Origin of the sequence: uncultured Marivita sp. (assembly GCF_947488135.1) — a bacterium.
GTDB lineage: Bacteria > Pseudomonadota > Alphaproteobacteria > Rhodobacterales > Rhodobacteraceae > Marivita.
The window spans coordinates 1,264,783-1,283,565 of record NZ_CANKYW010000001.1 but is presented as its reverse complement, the minus strand read 5'-3'; the positions used below and the strand labels follow the sequence as shown (position 1 = coordinate 1,283,565).

At 62.2% G+C, this 18,783-nt stretch carries 23 protein-coding genes; 7 read left to right on the top strand and 16 right to left on the bottom strand.

The features are described from left to right. Window positions 1-96 precede the first annotated feature (96 nt). Together Q1B16_RS06410 and Q1B16_RS06405 are read left to right on the top strand one after the other, a co-directional pair. Window positions 97-717: a class I SAM-dependent methyltransferase gene (locus Q1B16_RS06410; protein ID WP_299785648.1), complete on the top strand. Its 621-nt coding sequence runs from the start codon at window positions 97-99 to the stop codon at window positions 715-717. Between the two features lie 109 nt (window positions 718-826). Next, complete coding sequence (locus tag Q1B16_RS06405) at window positions 827-1,288, top strand: glutathione peroxidase (protein WP_299786028.1); 462 nt, start codon at window positions 827-829, stop codon at window positions 1,286-1,288. On the opposite strand, the gene Q1B16_RS06400 is transcribed toward Q1B16_RS06405, so the two are convergent. The 4 genes from Q1B16_RS06400 to Q1B16_RS06385 form a co-directional block, all read right to left on the bottom strand. After that, on the bottom strand, window positions 1,289-1,525 hold the full coding sequence (locus tag Q1B16_RS06400) for a YdcH family protein (protein WP_299785646.1): 237 nt from the start codon (window positions 1,523-1,525) through the stop codon (window positions 1,289-1,291). A gap of 80 nt (window positions 1,526-1,605) precedes the next feature. Then, window positions 1,606-2,346 carry a thermonuclease family protein gene (locus tag Q1B16_RS06395; RefSeq protein ID WP_299785644.1) on the bottom strand — a complete coding sequence of 247 codons (741 nt, stop codon included), beginning with the start codon at window positions 2,344-2,346 and terminating at the stop codon, window positions 1,606-1,608. Between the two features lie 58 nt (window positions 2,347-2,404). Further along, a complete protein-coding gene (betC, locus tag Q1B16_RS06390) occupies window positions 2,405-3,913 on the bottom strand; it encodes a choline-sulfatase (RefSeq protein WP_299786026.1) in 1,509 nt (502 codons plus the stop codon). Window positions 3,914-4,087: 174 nt separating this feature from the next. Beyond that, complete coding sequence (locus Q1B16_RS06385; protein ID WP_299785642.1) at window positions 4,088-5,035, bottom strand: MBL fold metallo-hydrolase; 948 nt, start codon at window positions 5,033-5,035, stop codon at window positions 4,088-4,090. 129 nt (window positions 5,036-5,164) lie between these two features. Here Q1B16_RS06385 and Q1B16_RS06380 point away from each other — a divergent pair, with 129 nt between their 5' ends. Genes Q1B16_RS06380 through kynU form a run of 3 tightly spaced genes read left to right on the top strand, consistent with a single transcriptional unit; the run spans window position 5,165 to window position 7,955 of the window. Next, window positions 5,165-5,920: an SDR family oxidoreductase gene (locus Q1B16_RS06380; protein WP_299785640.1), complete on the top strand. Its 756-nt coding sequence runs from the start codon at window positions 5,165-5,167 to the stop codon at window positions 5,918-5,920. Then, complete coding sequence (gene kynA / locus Q1B16_RS06375; protein WP_299785638.1) at window positions 5,917-6,750, top strand: tryptophan 2,3-dioxygenase; 834 nt, start codon at window positions 5,917-5,919, stop codon at window positions 6,748-6,750. Before Q1B16_RS06380 ends, kynA begins: the two co-directional genes overlap by 4 nt. Window positions 6,751-6,761: 11 nt before the next feature. Continuing rightward, window positions 6,762-7,955: a kynureninase gene (gene kynU / locus Q1B16_RS06370; RefSeq protein WP_299786024.1), complete on the top strand. Its 1,194-nt coding sequence runs from the start codon at window positions 6,762-6,764 to the stop codon at window positions 7,953-7,955. Between the two features lie 24 nt (window positions 7,956-7,979). Here the strand turns inward: kynU and Q1B16_RS06365 are convergent, their stop codons facing one another. The 11 genes from Q1B16_RS06365 to Q1B16_RS06315 all read right to left on the bottom strand — a co-directional run bounded on the left by Q1B16_RS06365 (window position 7,980) and on the right by Q1B16_RS06315 (window position 17,243). After that, window positions 7,980-8,762, bottom strand: coding sequence for a gamma-glutamyl-gamma-aminobutyrate hydrolase family protein (locus tag Q1B16_RS06365; RefSeq protein WP_299785636.1), 783 nt, complete (start codon window positions 8,760-8,762; stop codon window positions 7,980-7,982). 12 nt (window positions 8,763-8,774) lie between these two features. Further along, a complete protein-coding gene (locus tag Q1B16_RS06360) occupies window positions 8,775-9,203 on the bottom strand; it encodes a heme-binding protein (protein ID WP_299785634.1) in 429 nt (142 codons plus the stop codon). Between the two features lie 15 nt (window positions 9,204-9,218). Then, complete coding sequence (locus Q1B16_RS06355) at window positions 9,219-10,439, bottom strand: cysteine desulfurase (protein ID WP_299785632.1); 1,221 nt, start codon at window positions 10,437-10,439, stop codon at window positions 9,219-9,221. Further along, window positions 10,432-11,022, bottom strand: coding sequence for a YIP1 family protein (locus tag Q1B16_RS06350; RefSeq protein ID WP_299785630.1), 591 nt, complete (start codon window positions 11,020-11,022; stop codon window positions 10,432-10,434). The genes Q1B16_RS06355 and Q1B16_RS06350 overlap by 8 nt, the downstream gene beginning before the upstream one ends. Next, a complete protein-coding gene (locus tag Q1B16_RS06345; protein WP_299785628.1) occupies window positions 11,019-11,507 on the bottom strand; it encodes a YIP1 family protein in 489 nt (162 codons plus the stop codon). Before Q1B16_RS06345 ends, Q1B16_RS06350 begins: the two co-directional genes overlap by 4 nt. A gap of 8 nt (window positions 11,508-11,515) precedes the next feature. Next, a complete protein-coding gene (locus tag Q1B16_RS06340; protein ID WP_299785626.1) occupies window positions 11,516-12,793 on the bottom strand; it encodes a SufD family Fe-S cluster assembly protein in 1,278 nt (425 codons plus the stop codon). Continuing rightward, the gene (gene sufC / locus Q1B16_RS06335; RefSeq protein WP_299785624.1) at window positions 12,793-13,548 is read right to left on the bottom strand and encodes a Fe-S cluster assembly ATPase SufC; all 756 of its coding nucleotides are present in this window, start codon (window positions 13,546-13,548) and stop codon (window positions 12,793-12,795) included. The genes Q1B16_RS06340 and sufC overlap by 1 nt, the downstream gene beginning before the upstream one ends. Before the next feature lie 66 nt (window positions 13,549-13,614). Continuing rightward, entirely contained in the window at window positions 13,615-13,935 is a 321-nt protein-coding gene (locus tag Q1B16_RS06330; protein WP_299785622.1) for a heavy metal-binding domain-containing protein, read from the bottom strand. Window positions 13,936-14,080: 145 nt separating this feature from the next. Continuing rightward, window positions 14,081-15,604 (bottom strand): Fe-S cluster assembly protein SufB, encoded by a 1,524-nt coding sequence (sufB, locus tag Q1B16_RS06325; RefSeq protein ID WP_299785620.1) that lies wholly within the window; start codon window positions 15,602-15,604, stop codon window positions 14,081-14,083. 23 nt (window positions 15,605-15,627) lie between these two features. After that, entirely contained in the window at window positions 15,628-16,671 is a 1,044-nt protein-coding gene (locus Q1B16_RS06320; RefSeq protein ID WP_299785618.1) for an aminotransferase class V-fold PLP-dependent enzyme, read from the bottom strand. Between the two features lie 110 nt (window positions 16,672-16,781). Next, complete coding sequence (locus Q1B16_RS06315) at window positions 16,782-17,243, bottom strand: Rrf2 family transcriptional regulator (RefSeq protein WP_299785616.1); 462 nt, start codon at window positions 17,241-17,243, stop codon at window positions 16,782-16,784. A 173-nt stretch (window positions 17,244-17,416) separates the two neighbouring features. Between Q1B16_RS06315 and Q1B16_RS06310 the strand changes: the two genes are divergently transcribed. Both Q1B16_RS06310 and Q1B16_RS06305 read left to right on the top strand, forming a co-directional pair. Continuing rightward, the gene (locus Q1B16_RS06310) at window positions 17,417-18,070 is read left to right on the top strand and encodes an alpha/beta hydrolase (RefSeq protein WP_299785614.1); all 654 of its coding nucleotides are present in this window, start codon (window positions 17,417-17,419) and stop codon (window positions 18,068-18,070) included. 11 nt (window positions 18,071-18,081) lie between these two features. After that, entirely contained in the window at window positions 18,082-18,318 is a 237-nt protein-coding gene (locus Q1B16_RS06305; RefSeq protein ID WP_299785612.1) for a hypothetical protein, read from the top strand. A 23-nt stretch (window positions 18,319-18,341) separates the two neighbouring features. Here Q1B16_RS06305 and Q1B16_RS06300 read toward each other — a convergent pair whose 3' ends face one another. Further along, window positions 18,342-18,770, bottom strand: a complete 429-nt coding sequence (locus Q1B16_RS06300) for a DUF1801 domain-containing protein (RefSeq protein WP_299785610.1) — start codon at window positions 18,768-18,770, stop codon at window positions 18,342-18,344. Window positions 18,771-18,783: the final 13 nt, after the last annotated feature.

The following is an 18,783-nucleotide window of genomic DNA, read 5'->3' as shown; positions in this document are numbered from 1 at the left end:
AAAATATGGGTGGCCCGGACGCAGGGTGCAAGGCACTTGTCGGCAAAGGGGTCGCGCGGGCATGATGCCGAAAGACAGCACAGCGGAGACGGTCCCATGTCCGACTACGACCTCGATCACGCCTACACCATCAAAGGCGCATCGGACGCCAAGGCGCTTTATGACAATTGGGCAAAGACCTATGACAGCAGCTTTGGCGAGGCGCATGGCTATGTCGCCCCGCGCGAGATCGCGAGCATCTTCGCGTCTCTGAGCGACGACAATACGCCTGTCCTGGATATCGGTGCAGGTACGGGGCTGGTCGCCGAGAACCTGCCGGGTATCCCGATCGACGGCATCGACATCTCGGAACAGATGCTGGCTCAGGCCGAGGCCAAGGGGTTGTACCGCAATCGCATCCTTGCCGATCTGACCAAGACGCTCCCTATGGAAGACGCCAGCTATGGCGGCTTCGTGTCCTGTGGGACGTTCACCCATGGGCATGTCGGACCAGAGGTTTTTCCCGAACTGATGCGCGTCGCCAGACCAGGTGCGCTGTTCGTCTGCGGGGTGATCCCGCCGGTTTACGATGGTGCGGGTTTTGGATCGCGATTGGCGCTCATGATGGCGCACAAAATGATCACGCCGGTGGAGTTCCGCGACATCCCGATCTACGAAAACGCCGATCACGCCCACGCGCAGGATCGCGGGCTAGTCATGGTGTTTCGCAAGCTCTGAGACTTTTCTTTCTATGCAGCTCTCCTACTTCAATACCCCAAGGAGTGATCTCATGCGTCTGTTTCTTGCATCCCTTTTCGTCTGCTGCGCAACCTTGGCCCATGCGGCGATGTCCAGCTTCACCTTCCCGTCCATCGACGGAGGAGAGATCGATCTCGCGCAGTGGCGGGGTCAGCCGGTTCTTGTCGTGAACACGGCCTCGCGCTGCGGCTTCACGCCTCAATATGACGGGCTTCAGACCCTCTACGACACGTATCGCGACCAGGGATTGGTCGTGCTTGCCGTACCGTCCAACGATTTCCGGCAGGAACTGTCGTCGAACGAAGACGTGAAGGATTTTTGCGAGGTCAATTTCGGACTCGACTTCCCGATGACGACCATCACGCAAATCCGGGGCGAAGACGCCCATCCGTTCTACAAATGGCTCGCCACCGAAGCCGGGTTCACACCAAGCTGGAATTTCAACAAGGTGCTGATCGCGCCCGATGGCAGCGTGGCCGCGACGTTCGGATCGAACGCGCGGCCGATGTCGCGCCCGGTGACCAATGCGATCACCGCGCTCTTGCGCTGATCACGCCTGTAGATAGCTCCAGATCTGGTCCTTGAGAGCGCCGCGCTTTTTGCGCAGCTCGGTTTCGGTCAGGCTGTCCACAGGTTCCACGTTGGTTTCGGCGCGGTGCACGGTCCGGTTGACCTCGTGATAGCTGTCGAACAACTTGGCGAAATGCGCGTCCGATTGCTTCAGCGCGCTCATTTTTTCCACGTGATCGGGAAATTCCTCGGCCAGTTCGTGCGGGGTATGTGACATGGGTCGCTCCTCTCCTGATGTCGTCGGACAGAGCTTGGCAGACCGGACCGGGCCGCACCTTGACGCGGATCAAACCACGCTCAATTACGGGCCTTGCGCCACCCGGCCGCCCGCGCCTCGGCTTCGGAACAGAACCAGCGTTCGCCCTTGTCAACCGAGATACGGGTCTCGGCATAGTAACTCTGCCCCGGCACGTGGTAGATGCGTTCCCCGCTGCTGATGCTGATATTGCCCTTGATCTTGCAAGCCGAATTCAATGCGTTGGGCAGAAGGCTGCGCTTTTGCGGAGTGCCGCGGTTGACCGTGACCGTCTTGGCGCCGGTGTCGTTTCGCACGATCACCGGTCTGGCCTTCGCGCGCTGTGCCGCACGGAAGGCTGCGGGGGACATCACGCCGGTCGCGTGCAAACCCCGCGCGTTCACGGCTGCGCCTTTTTCAGCCAGATCGTAATCCATCCCGTACTGCCGATAGGCAAAGGCCAACCCCTCGCCGACCAGCCGTTCGCCCACATCCTGTCCCCGGACAGCGCATTTGGCGACGGTGCGGCCATAGCGGTCCGTGTCCATCGCGGTGCAGGTCGCGCGCTGCCCCTCGAAAAGCGCCCGCGTCTGCGCGCGGACCCATTCCCCACACGCCCAGGCCGGGCGTTGGGCATCACTGCATATCTGATCGGTTTCAGGCGCGTCGATCCCGTGCAACCGCACGGTGGTGCCCCCCACCTCGAACGTATCGCCGTCCACGACTAGAATCGTGCCGTCGGGTCCGGCGGTTGCGGGAAGCCCCAGAAGAAGCGCGAAGGTCAAAGGAACGAGTCTTAACATTCCATGAATATGGACCGAAAAATCTGGCCAAAAAATGGAATCCGTTAAGAAAAGTTAATCATTCCCCGCGCGGAAAGCGCTGATTTTCCTCCAGCACATTGAGATCCATGTGGTTGCGCATGAATCGCTCCGACGCGTCACGCAGCGGTTGGTAATCCCACGGGTAATAGCCCCCCTGCCGGAGCGCCTCGTAGACGACCCAGCGTTTGGCCTGCGACGCCCGCACATCGGCATCGAACCGCGCGAGATCCCACCGCGCCTCGGACTTGGCCCGCAGCGATTGCAGCGTGCCCTGATGGTCGGGGTGATCCGCGAGGTTGGTCAACTCGTGCGGGTCGGTTTCCAGATCGAAAAGCTGATCTGGGTCCAGCGCACAGCGGTTGTACTTCCACTTGCCATAGCGCAGCGACACCAGCGGCGCGTAGGACGCCTCGGCGGCATATTCCATCGCCACTGGACTGGTGCGGGCTCCACCCTGCCCCAGCGGCACCAGCGATTCGCCGGTGGTCCAGGGCATCACCTCCTCCATGCTCACCCCCGCCAGCGCGCAGAGCGTCGGGCAAACGTCGATGGTCGAGACCGGATCGGTGACAAGCCCCGCCTGCATCCCCGGGGCCGCGATCATCAGAGGGACGCGGGCGGACCCCTCGTAAAAGCACATCTTGAACCACAACCCCCGCTCGCCCAGCATGTCGCCGTGATCCGAGACGAAGAGGATGATCGCCTCCTGCCGTGTGTCTTCGAGCACTTGCAGGATCTCCCCGATCTTGTCGTCGAGATAGGAGATATTCGCGAAATAGGCACGCCGCGACCGGCGAATGTCATCGTCGGTGATGTCGAAATTGCGCCAGTCGTTCGCGTCGAAGATGCGCTTTGCGTGGGGATCGTGATCCTCGTAATCCATCGCCGGGATCTCGGGCAGCAGATGGTCGCAATCCTCGTAGAGGTCCCAGTACTTTCGCCGCGCCACATAAGGGTCATGCGGATGGGTGAAGCTCGCAGTCAGGCACCACGGGCGTCCGTCCTTGCCGCGCGCCAGATCGTAAAGCGCGAGCTTTGCCTGATACGCCACCTCGTCATCGTATTCGAGCTGGTTGGTGATCTCGGCCACGCCCGCGCCGGTGACTGAGCCCATGTTGTGATACCACCAGTCGATGCGTTCGCCCGGCTTGCGGTAATCCGGCGTCCAGCCGAAATCCGCAGGATAAATGTCGGTCGTCAGCCGCGCCTCGAAGCCATGAAGCTGATCCGGCCCGACGAAATGCATCTTGCCCGACAGCGCAGTGTAGTAGCCCGCACGGCGCAGGTGGTGCGCGTAGGTCGGGATCGAGGACGGAAATTCGGCGGCGTTGTCATAGACACCGGTGGCCGAGGGCAGTTGACCCGACATGAAGCTCGCCCGTCCCGGTGCGCAGAGCGGGCTCGCGGTATAGGCGTTGCGGAACCGCGTGGAACGCGCGGCGAGTTTCTTGAGGTTGGGCGCGTGCAGCCAGTCGGCGGGACCGTCGGGAAACAAGGTGCCGTTTAGCTGGTCCACCATCAGAATCAGGATATTCGGCTGCATGATCTGTCCTTCGCGCATCATTCGGCGCGACACTGGTCAGATCATCGAGCGCCGTCAATCCGTCGGGGGCGAAGATGCGTCGACGCATCTTCGCGTTTCCGTCCGCGGAAACGTTTGAGGGGCCAGCCCCTCAAACTCCCCGGCATATTTGGAAAAAGAAGAAGATGAGGGTTCGACTTACTCCCACTCCATCTCTTCGAACACGCGGCCCGCGTTCTTGGTCGCCAGTTCCTCGAACGTATCAAGATGCGCCCAGTTGGATTGGTCGACGTAATAGGCGTTGGCCAGATCGCCGCCGCTGTCGATGTGTTCGCCGATTTTTGCCCGCAGGTCCTTGATGTAATCAGAGGTGTAACGCGTGACCTGTGCCATGTTGGTCGGGTGCCCGTGGCCCGGGATCACGTAGGTGGCATTCAGATCGGTGAAGGGGCCGTCGAAGGTCTCGATCCAGGCGTCGGTGTCGGTTTCGGCAAAGATCGGCGGCATCCGTTCGTGAAACGCGATGTCGCCCGCGATCACGATGTCCCATTGCGGGATCCAGACCTGCACGTCACCCGGATCATGCGCCGGGCCCAGATGCAGAACCTCGAGCGTGACATCCCCCATCTCGACCACGTGCTTGTCGGAAAAGCTGAGGTTCGGGACAACCACCTCGGTGCCCTCGGCGCGGTCCCGGTTGTAACCCTGCATCCCCTGAAGGATGAAATCCCCGTCCGCTTCGACCACGGCGATGGCATCCTCATGGGCCAAAATATCGACGCCCTGCGCCGCCCAATAGGAATTGCCGAGGATCGCATGGCCCTGCCCGTTTTCGTTGATCACCAGCTTCACCGGCTGGTCGGTGACAGCCTTGATCTCGTCGTGTAAGGCCGCGGCCAATCGTGCCGAGGCGCCGCCATTGATCACCACGACGCCGTCACCGGTGACGATGAAGCTGAGGTTGTTGTTGTGGCCCGCGTTTTCGTAGGTCGGCGGAGCCGTCGCGCCGATGGCGGACCAGACATGCGGGATCACCTCGACCGGCTTGTTGTAAAGCTCGGATTGCGGGTATTTGTCGGCGATGTCTTCGCTGGCTTGTGCCATCTGGGCCACGCAGCCGATCGCGAGAATGGAAATGATACGCATGACGCTCCTCCTTTGGTCGAGGACACATTCACGAACGTGAATGAGAAAAGCAAGCCCCCGCATGTCGGCCATCTTGCCACTGGCTTCAGGACGGGTACGGTCACACGGCATCGCATGGGGAGGACGGGCATGACACTTGACGGCAAACACGCGCTGATCACCGGGGGTGGCACGGGCATCGGTCTGGCCATTGCGGTTGCCTTACGCGAGGCCGGGGCCGAAGTGACCATCACCGGACGCCGCGCCGATGTGCTGGACAACGCCGCCAAAGCGCACGGGCTGCACGCGCTTGTCATGGATGTTCAGGACGAAGCTTCGGTCGTGGATGGAATCGCCAGCGCGGTCGCCGCGCGCGGGCCGGTACAGATCTGCGTGCCGAATGCTGGGATTGCCGAGGGTCGCGCGTTGCACAAGATGGACATGGCATTCTGGCGCAGCATGATGGCGACCAATCTCGACGGGGCCTTCCTGACGATCCGCGAGTGTCTCAAGTCCATGCACACTACGGATTGGGGGCGGGTCATCGCCGTCAGCTCTATCGCCGGGTTGCGGGGCCTCAAGGGCGCGCCGTGCTACACCGCGTCCAAACATGGTTTGATCGGGCTGATCCGGGGGCTGGCTGCCGACTATGCGGGCAAGCCCTATACGTTCAACGCACTTTGCCCGGCTTACGTCGACACCGATATCGTGTCGAACAACGCCGCCTCCATCGCCGCGCGCACGGGCATGAATGAGGCTGACGCACGCAAGCTGATGGTGGATGTGAACCCGCATGGCAGATTGATTGCACCCGAGGAGGTGGCCGAGGCGGCCCTCTGGCTCTGCGGAGAACACTCGGGCAGTGTCAACGGACAGGCCATCCAGATCGCCGGGGGCGAGGTGTGAGCGACCCCTTTGATCCGGCCCGGGACGGTGCGCAGATGTCTTTCGACGGGCGCATGTCCTATACCGATTACCTTGGCCTCGATGCCGTTCTCGATGCGCAGCACCCGCTGAGCACGGCGCACGACGAATTGCTCTTCATCGTGCAGCACCAGACATCGGAATTGTGGATGCGGCTGGCACTGCATGAACTGCACGCCGCCCGCGACACGCTTCGCGCCAAGGACATCCGTCCGGCGTTCAAGCTCCTGGCCCGCGTATCGCGCATCTTCGAGCAGCTCAATTCCGCCTGGGACGTGCTGCGCACCATGACGCCCAGCGATTACACCACCTTCCGCGAGAGCCTTGGCCAAAGCTCGGGCTTCCAGTCGGCGCAGTATCGCGAGATCGAATTCCTGCTGGGCAACCGCAACGCGGCAATGATCCGTCCCCACGCGCACCGCCCCGATCTGATGGCGCGGCTTGAGGCGGAAATGGAGAAACCGTCGCTTTACGATTGCGCGCTGGCCCGGCTGGCGCAGGCGGTGCCTCTGCCCGACGATGCGCTGTCCCGCGACCGGACAAAACCGCACCAGTCAAATGATGCCGTGCAAGCCGCCTGGGCCAAGGTGTACCGCGACCCAAGCCGCCATTGGGACCTTTACGAACTCGCCGAAAAGCTGGTCGATCTGGAAGATTACTTCCGCCGCTGGCGCTTCAACCACGTCACCACGGTGGAGCGCGTGATCGGCCTCAAGCGCGGCACCGGCGGCACGGGCGGCGTGTCCTATCTCAAGCGGATGCTCGAGGTTGAGCTTTTTCCCGATCTCTGGCACCTGCGGACCAAGCTATGAAAGACCTGACCATGACCGATTTCACCGCCACCCGCGCCGCGTTTCATCTGCCTGACGGCATGATCTACCTCGACGGCAACTCTCTGGGACCATTGCCGAAATCCGCCGCCGCGCGTGTCGCGCAGACCGTGACCGACGAATGGGGCGATCACCTTATCACCGGGTGGAACGCCTGCGGCTGGATGGAGATGCCTATGCGGCTTGGCGACCGCATCGGGTGGTTGATCGGCGCGGAACCCGGGCATGTGGTGGTGGGCGACACGCTCTCGATCAAGGTCTACCAGGCGCTTGCCGCAGCGCTCAAGATGAACCCGGACTGCAGGGTGATCCTGTCGGACACGGGCAACTTTCCGTCGGATCTTTACATGGCCGAAGGTCTGATGTCCCTGCTGGGACCGGACTACGAATTGCGACTGGTGGCACCGGAAGAGGTGGCCGAGGCCATCACCGACGAGATCGCCGTCACGCTCATCACCGAGGTGGATTACCGCACGGGCCGCAAGCACGACATGGCGGCACTGACCGCGAAGGCCCATGCACATGGCGTGGTCACGGTCTGGGATCTGGCCCATTCCGCAGGGGCGCTTCCGGTGGATCTGGCCGGGGTAAAAGCCGACTTCGCGGTGGGATGTACTTACAAGTACCTCAATGGCGGACCGGGCGCGCCGGCGTTTATCTACGTCTCCCCGCGCCATGCCGACAACGCCTTGCCTGCACTGTCGGGATGGTTGGGCCACGACAGCCCCTTTGCCTTTGATCTGGGGTACACGCCCGGCGCGGGTGTTGCGCGGATGCGGGTGGGCACGCCTCCGATCGTGCAGATGGCCGCTTTGGATGCGGCGCTCGATGTGTGGGACGATGTGGTTATGGCAGACCTGCGCGCCCGGTCCATCGACCTCTCAGAGCGGTTCATCGCCGGGGTCGAGGCCACCTGCCCCGACCTCACCCTGGCCAGCCCGCGCGACCCCGAACAGCGCGGATCGCAGGTCAGTTTCCGTTTCGACGAAGGCTATGCCGCGATGCAGGCATTGATCGCGCACAAGGTGATCGGCGACTTCCGCGCGCCCGACATCATGCGGTTCGGCTTCACGCCGCTCTATTTGAGCCCCGAGGATGTCGATCAGGCAGTTGAGATCCTTGCCCGCATCATGCGCGACCGCCTTTGGGACACACCGGAATTCAAACAGCGCAAAGCCGTGACCTGAGGGACAGTCTCCGTCAGCGGAGACTTACAACGCGTTAACGCGTTGCCCGCCGAAGACGTCACCCTTTGACCACGCGCGCACCGCATCGCCGAACGCCTCGAACAACGGGCGCGACACCGGGTCATTGGCCGCGTCCCATTCCGGGTGCCACTGCACCGACAGGGTAAATCCCGGCGCGTCCCGGACATAGGTCGCCTCGGGCGTGCCGTCGGGGGCGTGACCTTCAATCACGATCCGCGCGCCGGGGGTCTTGATCCCCTGCCCGTGCAGCGTGTTGGTCATCACCTCGGTCGAACCGAACAGGCGATGAAACACCCCGCCCTCTTGGAGCGTCACCACGTGGCGCAGTGCGAATTTTTCCTCGAGCGTGCCATCCGGCGGCATCCGATGGTTCATCCGGCCCGGCAGGTCGCGGATCTCGGGATAGAGCGTGCCGCCCATCGCGACATTCACCTCCTGAAAGCCCCGGCAAATGCCAAGAAACGGCTGACCCCGTTCGACGCAGGCGCGCACCAAGGGCAGCGTGATCGCATCGCGCGCCCGGTCGAACGCGCCATGCGCCTCGGTCTCGGCCTCGCCGTATTCCTCGGGGTGGACATTCGGGCGACCGCCGGTGAGCAGGAACCCGTCGCAGACCGACAGCAATTCGTCGACCGACACGAAGCGCGGATCTGCCGGGACAACCAGCGGCACGCAATCGGCCACCTGCGCCACCGCCTCGGAGTTCATCGACCCGCCCGCATGCGCGGGATACTGATCGTTGATCAGGTAGTGGTTGCCGATGATGCCGACGACGGGCCGCCCCATATCCGATCTTCCTTATATCTCGGCTGTCAGACCAACCGCTTCGATCCCGGTCTTGGCGGCTGCCGCGTCATTGTCAGACGTATCGCCAGTCACACCGACCGAGCCCAGAACGTTGCCCTTGGCGTCGCGCACCAGCACACCGCCCGGCACCGGGACCAGATGACCACCAAGCGCGGCCCCGGCGGCGGCAACGAAATACGCCTGCTCTTCCGCACGGCCCTTCAACGCGGTGCCCGCCATGCCCAGCATCACGGCGCCATAGGCCTTGCCGTGCGCGATCTGGAACCGGCCGGGGCTGGCGCCGTCTTCACGCTCGAACGCCTGCACATTTCCGCCCGCGTCCAGCACGATAACCGACAGCGGCTTGAGGTTGGCCTCGCGACCGGCCTCAAGTGTCTTGCGAATGATGGTGCGCGCGCGGCGCAGTGAAATCGTTGCCATTCCGTCCCCCTTGATTCAGGCAAATAGATCATGCGCAAGTTCAAGCGCATCTACCAGTTTGTCCACTTCTTCTTCGGTGTTGTACAACCCAAATGACGCGCGGCAGGTCGCGGTGAGGCCCAAATGATCCATCAACGGTCCCGTGCAATGCTGCCCCGCCCGCACCGCGACGCCTTTTTTATCCAGGATCGTCGAGATGTCATGCGCGTGTGCGGCGCCATCCAGCGTGAAACTGAAAATCGCCGCTTTGTCGGGCGTTGTGCCCTGCACCTGCAACCAATTCAGGCCGTCCAGACGTGTCCGCGCGTAGTCGCGCAACCGCGCCTCGTGGGCGGCGATATTCTCCATCCCCAGCCCCATCATGTAGTCCAGCGCCACGCCGAGCCCGATTTGCTGCACGATGCCGGGTGTGCCAGCCTCGAATTTCATGGGTGCGTCGTTCCAGGTGATCTCGTCCTTGTGGACCTCGCGGATCATGTCGCCACCACCCAGGAAGGGCTGCATCTCGGCCATGCGCGCCTTCTTCATGAAGATCGCACCTGACCCCGACGGGCCATAGAGCTTGTGACCCGTGATCGCATAGAAATCGCAGCCGATGTCATCCACGTTCACCGGCATGTGCACCGCCGCCTGAGACCCGTCGATCAGTGTGGCAATTCCGCGTTCGCGCGCCGCATTGCAGATGGTTTTCACGTCCACCACCGTGCCCAGCACGTTGGACAGATGCGTGACCGCGACCAGCCTTGTCTTCGGCCCCATCGCGTCGATCACTGCTTGCGGATCGAGATAACCGGTGCTGTCCACATCGACCCACTTGATGACCACCCCCTGCCGTTCGCGCAGGAAGTGCCAGGGCACGATGTTGGCGTGATGCTCCATCACCGACAGGATGATCTCGTCGCCCGGCTGAAGGTTCGGCATCGCCCAGCCATAGGCGACCGTGTTAATCCCCATCGTGGTGCCGGTGTTCATGACGATCTCGTCCTCGTCCTTCACCCCGAGGAACTTGGCGATCACGCCCCGCGTGCTTTCGTATTTCTCGGTGGCGAGGTTCGACAGGTAATGCAGCCCGCGGTGTACGTTGGCGTATTCCTCGGCATAGGCCCGCGTGATCGCGTCGATCACAACTTGCGGCTTCTGTGCGCTGGCCCCGTTGTCGAGATAGACCAGCGGCTTGCCATTCACCTCGCGCGACAGGATCGGAAAGTCGCGGCGGATTTCGGTGACGTCATACATATCCAGGAATTCCTCCGGTCTGGACGCCAAGAAGACTGAAGATCAGGCTCAGTCCCAGCATCATGCCCACAACGGCCAGCAGCAAGATCAGGCCCGCACGCAGCAGGCTCCCCATCTCGTGGGCCACATCGATAAAGTTCACGAAAATCCAGATCCCAAGCACCGACCCGGCGCTGATCAAGACCCCCGAGAGAAAGAGGCTCAGCGGCCCGACGACCGCCACCACCGCTTGCAGCAACACCCGCAAGGCCTGCAACCAGATCACCAGAACCGCGATTTGCCCGTAGGTCGCGTGTCCGCCAAGCGGGCGGCCACACAAGGTCACGGCAACGATGAGCGCGGCAACCGACACGGCCAGCATCGCGCCGAACACGGTCGGGCTGCCGAGAACGGCGCCGAACATATCGTCCGCAGGCACCAGCATCAAAGACACCGAGAACATCAGCGTGTTCAGCACGATCACCAGCGCGAAGGCCAGCCAAAGCGCCTGCGACGGCAGGTTCATCGCCAGCAGCAACCGGGCCACATCCCGCGGCGCGGTGACCGTGTGCAAGGCCAGTCGCAAAAAGCCCGCGAAGGTCACGTCTCGCCCCCGCGATAGACGGCCAACATGCTGGCGATCCAGAACCACATGAAGACGCAGAACCAGATCAGTCCGACAATGGTCAATTGGATGCCCGGCCCAATATATCCCGCCACAAGTCCGTTCAGCAGGACCAGTGGGGAGGACGCCAGCAAGCTCCAGAACAGCGCCAGCCGCGCGTTGAAGGACGGCCCCCTTCCACCAACTGCACGGGCAATCAGATGCGCCACAAAGGCCAAAACGTAAAAGAGCAAGGGCGCGAGGAACACTGTCGCCATCAATGTCCCACCCAAGAGCATGTTCAGTTCGACGCCTTCAAGATGCGCCTGACGCGCGAGCGCAGGCCAGCGCGCCACGAACAGGATGACACACGCCCCCATCAAGATAGCCAAAGCCCGATCCTCGCGCTGTCCGGCGGCGGCCAGACGGCGCACAACCTTGCCCGGCCCCCGATACGTGGCCGCGATGTCAGACGAAAACGGCATGCTGTTCCCTAGCCGCGACGACGCGTCAGCCACGACTCGACACGGCCATTGATTTCTTCCTGAAGCGCCTCGTCCTCGATCTCCATCACCGCCTCGGCAAGAAACGCGATGGTGAGAAGGTCCGTCGCCGGCCCCTCTTCGATCCCGCGCGACCGCAGGTAAAACAGCCCTTCCTCATCGATCGCACCCGAGGTGCTGCCATGCGAACAGGCCACATCGTCGGCGTAGATCTCAAGCTCCGGCTTGGCGAGAAACTGGCTGTCCTCGTCCAGAAGCAGCGATTGGCTGATCTGGTAGCCATCGGTTTTCTGCGCACCTTCCTTCACAAGGATCTTGCCTTGGAACACGCCCGTCGCCCCGTTGCGGAGCACCTTCTTGAACACCTGACGGCTTTCGCAATTCAGCGCGTCGTGCGTGATGAACACCGTGTCGTCATGGTGGAAATCCCCATCCCCGACGCAGGCTCCGGCCACATGCGCGACCGCATTGTCGCCGGTCAGTTCGATCACGCATTCGTTGCGCGTCAGCACGCCGTTTGCGGTGAGCGTAAACGATTTGAACACCGATTCCTCACCCAGACGGGTGAAGATCGCCGTCGCCGCGCGCCGCTCGTGATCGCGGCCCTGCGCACGGACATGGTGGAAAATGCCACCATTGGCGATCTCGACCTCCATGCATTTGTTGAACCGCGCCGCTGCCGGTCCGTTCTCGAGCAAGGTCAGCTCAGCCCCGCCGTCCACCTTGATGACATGGTGAAGGATTGCATCGGAAGCCTCTGAATCATGGCGATAAATCAGGCTGATCGGCTTTGGCGCCTTGCCGGTCACATGGATCAGCACACCGTCCGTCGCAAAGGCCGTGTTGAGCGTCGCCAAGGGGCGCTGCACGGGCGTTTGCCCCCGGGTTTCCAGCACACCGTAAAGGTCCTTTGCCCAATGGATGTCCGGCGCATCCGCCAAACGGTCAATGGACACATGCTCCATCGCCAGATCATCCGAGGCTTCCGGGTCGAACACGCCGTCGACGAAGACGATCTTCAAACGATCCACTTTGTCGAAGACCAAAGGCTCGTCGGTCTCAAGCAGCGCCGCTTTCGGCGCGTCCGGCTGTACTAGTGTGTCGGGGCGCGTGTATTTCCAGTACTCGTCCCGCCCGCTGGGCAGACCCATCGACTTCACCCGCTCCAGCGCGTCCTTGCGCGCCGCCTCGGGCCAGCCGCCCGCAGGCATCTCCAATGCCGCCAGCCGCGCGTCCGTTGCGTCCTGTTTGAGTTGCGGCAAAGCCATTACGCCACCTCCGCCAGGATATCCGCGTACCCGTTATTCTCGACCTCGAGCGCCAGCTCGGGACCACCCGTCTTGATGATCCGGCCATCGGCCATGATATGCACCACGTCAGGTTTGATATGGTCCAGAAGCCGTTGATAATGCGTGATAACAAGGAACCCGCGACCTGCGTCCCGCAGCGCGTTCACGCCATCGGCGACCAGCTTCATCGCGTCCACGTCCAGACCCGAGTCGGTCTCGTCCAATATGCACATTTTCGGCTCCAGCATCGCCATCTGAAGGATCTCGTTGCGCTTTTTCTCGCCGCCCGAGAAGCCCACATTGACCGGGCGCTTGAGCATCTCCGCGTCGATCTTGAGCTCTTTTGCCTTGGCACGAATTTCCTTTAGGAAATCCGTCGCCGACATTTCTTCCTCGCCACGCGCCTTGCGCTGCGCGTTCACGGCGGTGCGCAGAAAGGTCATGTTGCCCACGCCGGGAATTTCCACCGGGTACTGGAAGGCCAGAAAAATGCCCGCCGCCGCACGCTCTTCCGGCTCCATGTCGAGGATATCCTCACCGTCCAGCGTCGCGGACCCTTCGACCACCTCGTACCCGTCCTTGCCTGAAAGCACATAGGACAACGTCGATTTCCCGGACCCGTTCGGCCCCATGATCGCGTGCACCTTGCCGGCTTCGACCGTGAGGTCGACGCCCTTGAGAATCTGCTTATCCTCTTCCTCAAGATTGACGTGCAAGTTTTTGATTTCCAGCATTTTCTCGTCCTTTTTCAAATTCGACAGCCCGCACGCGGACTTACATCATCGCGATGTGAGGTGAGGTCACCCCAAATCCGTCAACACAGCCGTACCGCTTGCCGAGACCATCAGCATGGAGTTCCCGACCACCTCGTAATCCAGATCGACCCCGACAACCGCGTTCGCGCCGAGTGCCGCCGCGCGCTGCTCAAGCTCGCGCATCGCCACGTCGCGCGCGTCCTGCAACTTGGCCTCATAGGCTCCGGACCGGCCCCCGACGATATCGGTGATCGACGCGAAGACGTCACGGACCACGTTGGCGCCCATGATCGCCTCGCCCACGACGATGCCCTTGTAGGACAGGATTTTGTGGCCTTCGATCGAATTGGTTGTCGTTACAATCATGTGTGTCGTTCCATCCAGAGTTTCGCTGCAATCCCAGCGATGCCGCCTGCCAGTCCAGCGGCCCCATTTCAAAGCGAGGCCGCCAGCAGCGCGTTGCGCCACCGTGGTTCGCCCGGGGTGCTAAACCATCGCCATACCGACATGGTCAGCCCACGGAACCCTCGAGCGAGATCGCCACAAGCTGCTGCGCTTCCATCGCGAACTCCATCGGCAGGGCCTGCAACACGTCGCGGCAGAACCCGTTGACCACCAGGGCCACCGCCTCTTCCTCGTCCATGCCGCGCTGGCGGCAGTAGAAGAGTTGGTCGTCATCCACCTTGGACGTCGTGGCCTCGTGCTCCACACGGCTCGAGTTGTTCTTCACCTCGATATAAGGAACCGTATGCGCGCCACACAGGCTGCCGATCAGCAAGCTGTCGCATTGGGTGTAGTTTCGGCTGTTCTTGGCCTTCGGGTGCATCGACACCAGCCCCCGATAGGTGTTTTGCGCGTGCCCCGCGCTGATCCCCTTGGAAACAATGCGCGACTTGGTGTTCTTGCCCAGATGCACCATCTTCGTGCCGGTATCGGCCTGCTGATAGTTGTTGGCGATGGCGATCGAATAGAACTCGCCCTGGCTGTCGTCACCGCGCAGGATGCAGGACGGGTATTTCCACGTCACCGCAGAGCCGGTCTCGACCTGCGTCCACATCACCTTGGCCCGGTCGCCCCGGCAATCGGCGCGCTTGGTCACGAAGTTGTAGATGCCGCCCTTGCCGTTCTCGTCGCCCGGATACCAGTTCTGCACGGTGGAATACTTCACCTCTGCATCTTCCTCGACGATGATCTCGACCACCGCGGCGTGAAGCTGGCTGATATCCCGCTGCGGCGCGGTGCAGCCTTCGAGGTAACTCACATAAGAGCCCTTGTCGGCGATGATCAGCGTCCGCTCAAACTGGCCCGTATTTTCGGCATTGATGCGGAAATAGGTCGACAGCTCCATCGGGCAGCGCACGCCCGGCGGCACGTACACAAACGACCCGTCCGAGAACACCGCGCTGTTCAGCGTCGCGTAGTAATTGTCCGATACCGGAACCACGGAGCCGAGATACTTCTTCACCAGTTCCGGATGCTCCTGAATGGCCTCCGAGATCGAACAGAAGATCACCCCCGCCTCGCGCAACTCCTTCTGGAAGGTCGTGCCGACAGAAACCGAATCGAACACCGCGTCCACCGCGACCTTGCGGCCTTCGGCAGGCGCGTCTTCGGCCCCTTCGACGCCCGCAAGGATCATCTGCTCCTTCAGCGGAATTCCCAGCTTTTCGTAAGTCGCCAGCAGTTTCGGATCGACCTCGTCCAAGGACTTCGGCTTCACCTCCATGCTCTTGGGGCGTGCGTAGTAATACTGATCCTGAAAGTCGATCTCGGGATAATCGACCATCGCCCATTTCGGCTCTTCTTTCTGGAGCCAGCGCTCATAGGCCGCCAGGCGCCAATCGAGCATCCACTCGGGCTCGCCGTTCTTTTCCGAAATCAGCCGCACGATATCGGTGTTAAGCCCCTTCGGAGCGTAGTCCATCTCGATATCGGTGTTCCAACCGTGTTTGTACGCGCCCCCGACCTCGCGCACCGCATCGACCGTTTCCTGATCAACGCCTTCCTTGACGGTCACATTGTCCAAAGCAGCCATGCTGATACCTCTTTCCGATTGTCTCACGCGGCGCGCGCGCGGTGTTTTTTCCATTTGGTCAGCCACGTTTCGGCAAACCGCATCACATCGTCTTCGGTCGTCTCGGGCCCCAGCGACACGCGGATCGCGCTGCTGGCGGTGGTCTTGTCGAACCCCATGGCGCGCAGAACCGCGCTGGCCTTGACCTTCCCGCTGGAACAGGCTGATCCCGCGCTGATCGCGAAACCCGCAAGGTCCATCTGCATCACCTGCGTTTCCCCTTTCCAGCCCGGCGTGGCCAGGCAAGTGGTGTTGGGCAGGCGTCTTTCCTCTTTCCCGACAAAAATAGTCTCTTTAGCGTCAGCCTCAAGTGAAGAATCTAGAATGTTTCTAAGTTTTTCGACCCGGTCCCAAACACCCGCCTCCAGATCCCGCGCCGCCGCCTCTGCCGCCGCACCGAAACCGGCGATCCCGATCAGGTTTTCCGTCCCGGACCGACGCCCCATCTCCTGCCCGCCGCCCTTGATCTGCGCGGCCAGATCGGTGCCCCGCTTGATCACCAGCGCGCCGACCCCCTTGGGTCCACCGATCTTGTGCGCCGATATCAGCGCCATCTCGCAGCCCAGCCAGTTGAACGCCACCGGCAGCTTGCCAAAAGCCTGCGTCGCGTCCACCACGGCAAGGCCCTGCGGCAATTCCTGCACGATCCCGGTTTCCGAATTCGCCAGTTGCAACGCCGATCGCGCGGGTTCGCTCACCGCGACATGGCCGCGTTCGTCAACGGACAGCAACGGGTCGATCCAGGCCCGCACCGCGTCATGCTCGATCTCGGACCCGAACAACCCGCGCCCCGCACAGGCCAGCGCCGCCGCCTCGGTCGCACCCGACAGGAACACCACATCCGCGCCATCCGCACCAAAGGCCGTAGCCACCTGCGCCCGCGCCCGTTCGATCACCCCCTTCGCCGCACGCCCCTCGGCGTGAACCGAGCTGGGATTGCCCACCACATCCATCGCAGCAATCATCGCATCGCGGGCCTCGGCGCGCAGAGGCACGGTGGCATTGTAATCGAGATAGACGCGCGCCACTCAATTCGCTCCCGGTTTCTTTGGGCTCCAAATACCGCGGGGGGGACGCGCAAAGCGCGTCGGGGGCAGAGCCCCCACCCCTTCGGATCGGCGCAGCCGATGCGACATCATCATCCCTCGTCTACAACGGCAAATAGGTTCGGAACCGCCGGACAGGGCGCCAGCGAATTGCCCACCACGTCCGACAACCGGGTTTGGTGCAGGAACACGTAAACATGCGCCGACAGGCCTTCCCACAACCGGTTCGTCATGGATTGCGCACGGCTTCCGGACAGCCCCCCCGACGCCCCCGCCCCCTTGTGCATCGCGTCCACGGTTTCATCCACCGCCGCCAGCACGTCAACGACACGGATCTCGCTGGCAGGTTTGGCCAGGCGGTAGCCGCCGCCCGGACCCCGCACCGACGCCACGAGACCGCCGCGCCGCAGCTTGACGAACAACTGCTCAAGATAGGGCAGCGAAATATCCTGCCGCTGCGCGATGTCGCCAAGGGTCACCAGCGTGTCCTTCGGCTGCAAAGCAATATCCGCCAGGGCGACCATCGCGTACCGACCTTTCGTGCTCAGTTTCATGGTCGCCTCCCAAACGCCCCTGCGACACAATTGACCTTGCAGGGGCAATTGCCTATGTGCGTGTAACCATTTCGGGGAATAACCCGATTTAGAACCATTCTAAGAAGCCTGAGTGAAGCTGTCAAGTTTACCGCGCAGCCACACCAGAGCCCAATCAGGAGCCACCACCGCCCATGCCCGAGGTGATTTTTCCCGGACCCGAAGGCCGCCTCGAAGGCCGCTACCATCCCCAGAAGGAAAGCGACGCACCGATCGCGATCATCCTGCACCCGCATCCGCAATTCGGCGGCACGATGAACAACAAGGTCGTCTACAACCTGCACTATGCCTTCTACAACATGGGCTTCACCGTGCTGCGCTTCAATTTCCGCGGCGTCGGGCGCAGCCAGGGCGAATACGACCAAGGCATCGGTGAGTTGAGCGACGCGGCCTCCGCGCTCGATTACCTCCAGTCGATGAACAACAATTCCAAGCATTGCTGGGTCGCGGGCTTCAGCTTCGGCGCGTGGATCGGCATGCAGCTTCTGATGCGCCGCCCCGAGATCACCGGCTTCATCTCGGTCAGCCCGCCTGCCAATATGTACGATTTCTCGTTCCTCGCCCCCTGCCCGTCGTCGGGCCTGATCATCAACGGCACCGGCGACCGCGTCGCCCCGCCCGCCGACACCACCGCGCTGGTGGGCAAGCTGGCCGAGCAGAAGGGCATCACCGTCACCCATACCGAGATCGAGGGCGCGGACCACTTCTTCAAGGAGCCGCACATGGACACGATGATCGACCACGTCACCACCTATGTGAAGCGCCGCCTCACCGAAAACAGCCGCTAGGATTATCCCGCATGTCGATGGTTCAGGAATTGGCGGAAAAGCTCGCCGACGACACGCTCAAGGCGATGAAGCATCTCGACGATGACCGTTTCTTCATGGAAGTCGCGGCCGAGCTTGGCGCCGCGTCGACCACCCTCGAAGAAGCGTTCCTGACCGCGATCCGCGTGCGCATGGCCGAGCGCAAGGCCCGCGCCTTCATCCGCGCCCGGATCGAAGGCCAGAAGAAAGACGAGAATTTCGGGCGCTGAGCATCTGGCGCAAGCGGGGCCGGTCAAGTCGCGGTGACAGGCCAGCGCGCGCTCAAGTCGTCTAGCCCCGCGCGGATCAGCGTGGCAAGCACATCGAGGTCGATCTTAGATAACCGCCCGACATAAAGGCACGACTTGCCGGTCTTGTGCGGCCCGAGATTGCGCAGGATGTGATCGAAATTCGTGTAGCCGGGCAGGATGTAGATCGACATGTTGGCCTTGCGCGGCGAAAAGCCGGTCGCCAGGAAATCGCCTTCGCGACCGCTGTCATAGCGATAATGGTATTGACCGTAGCCGACCAACGACGCCCCCCACATGCGCGGCTCGAACCCGGTTACGTCGCGAAACAAATTCTCGAGAACAAATGCATCCTCGCGCCGCCCCGGATGCTCCACCTGGCTGAGAAACTGCGTCACCGGCTGGTCCGTCTTGGCTGTGACATTCGATGACATGGCCGGTCGCCTC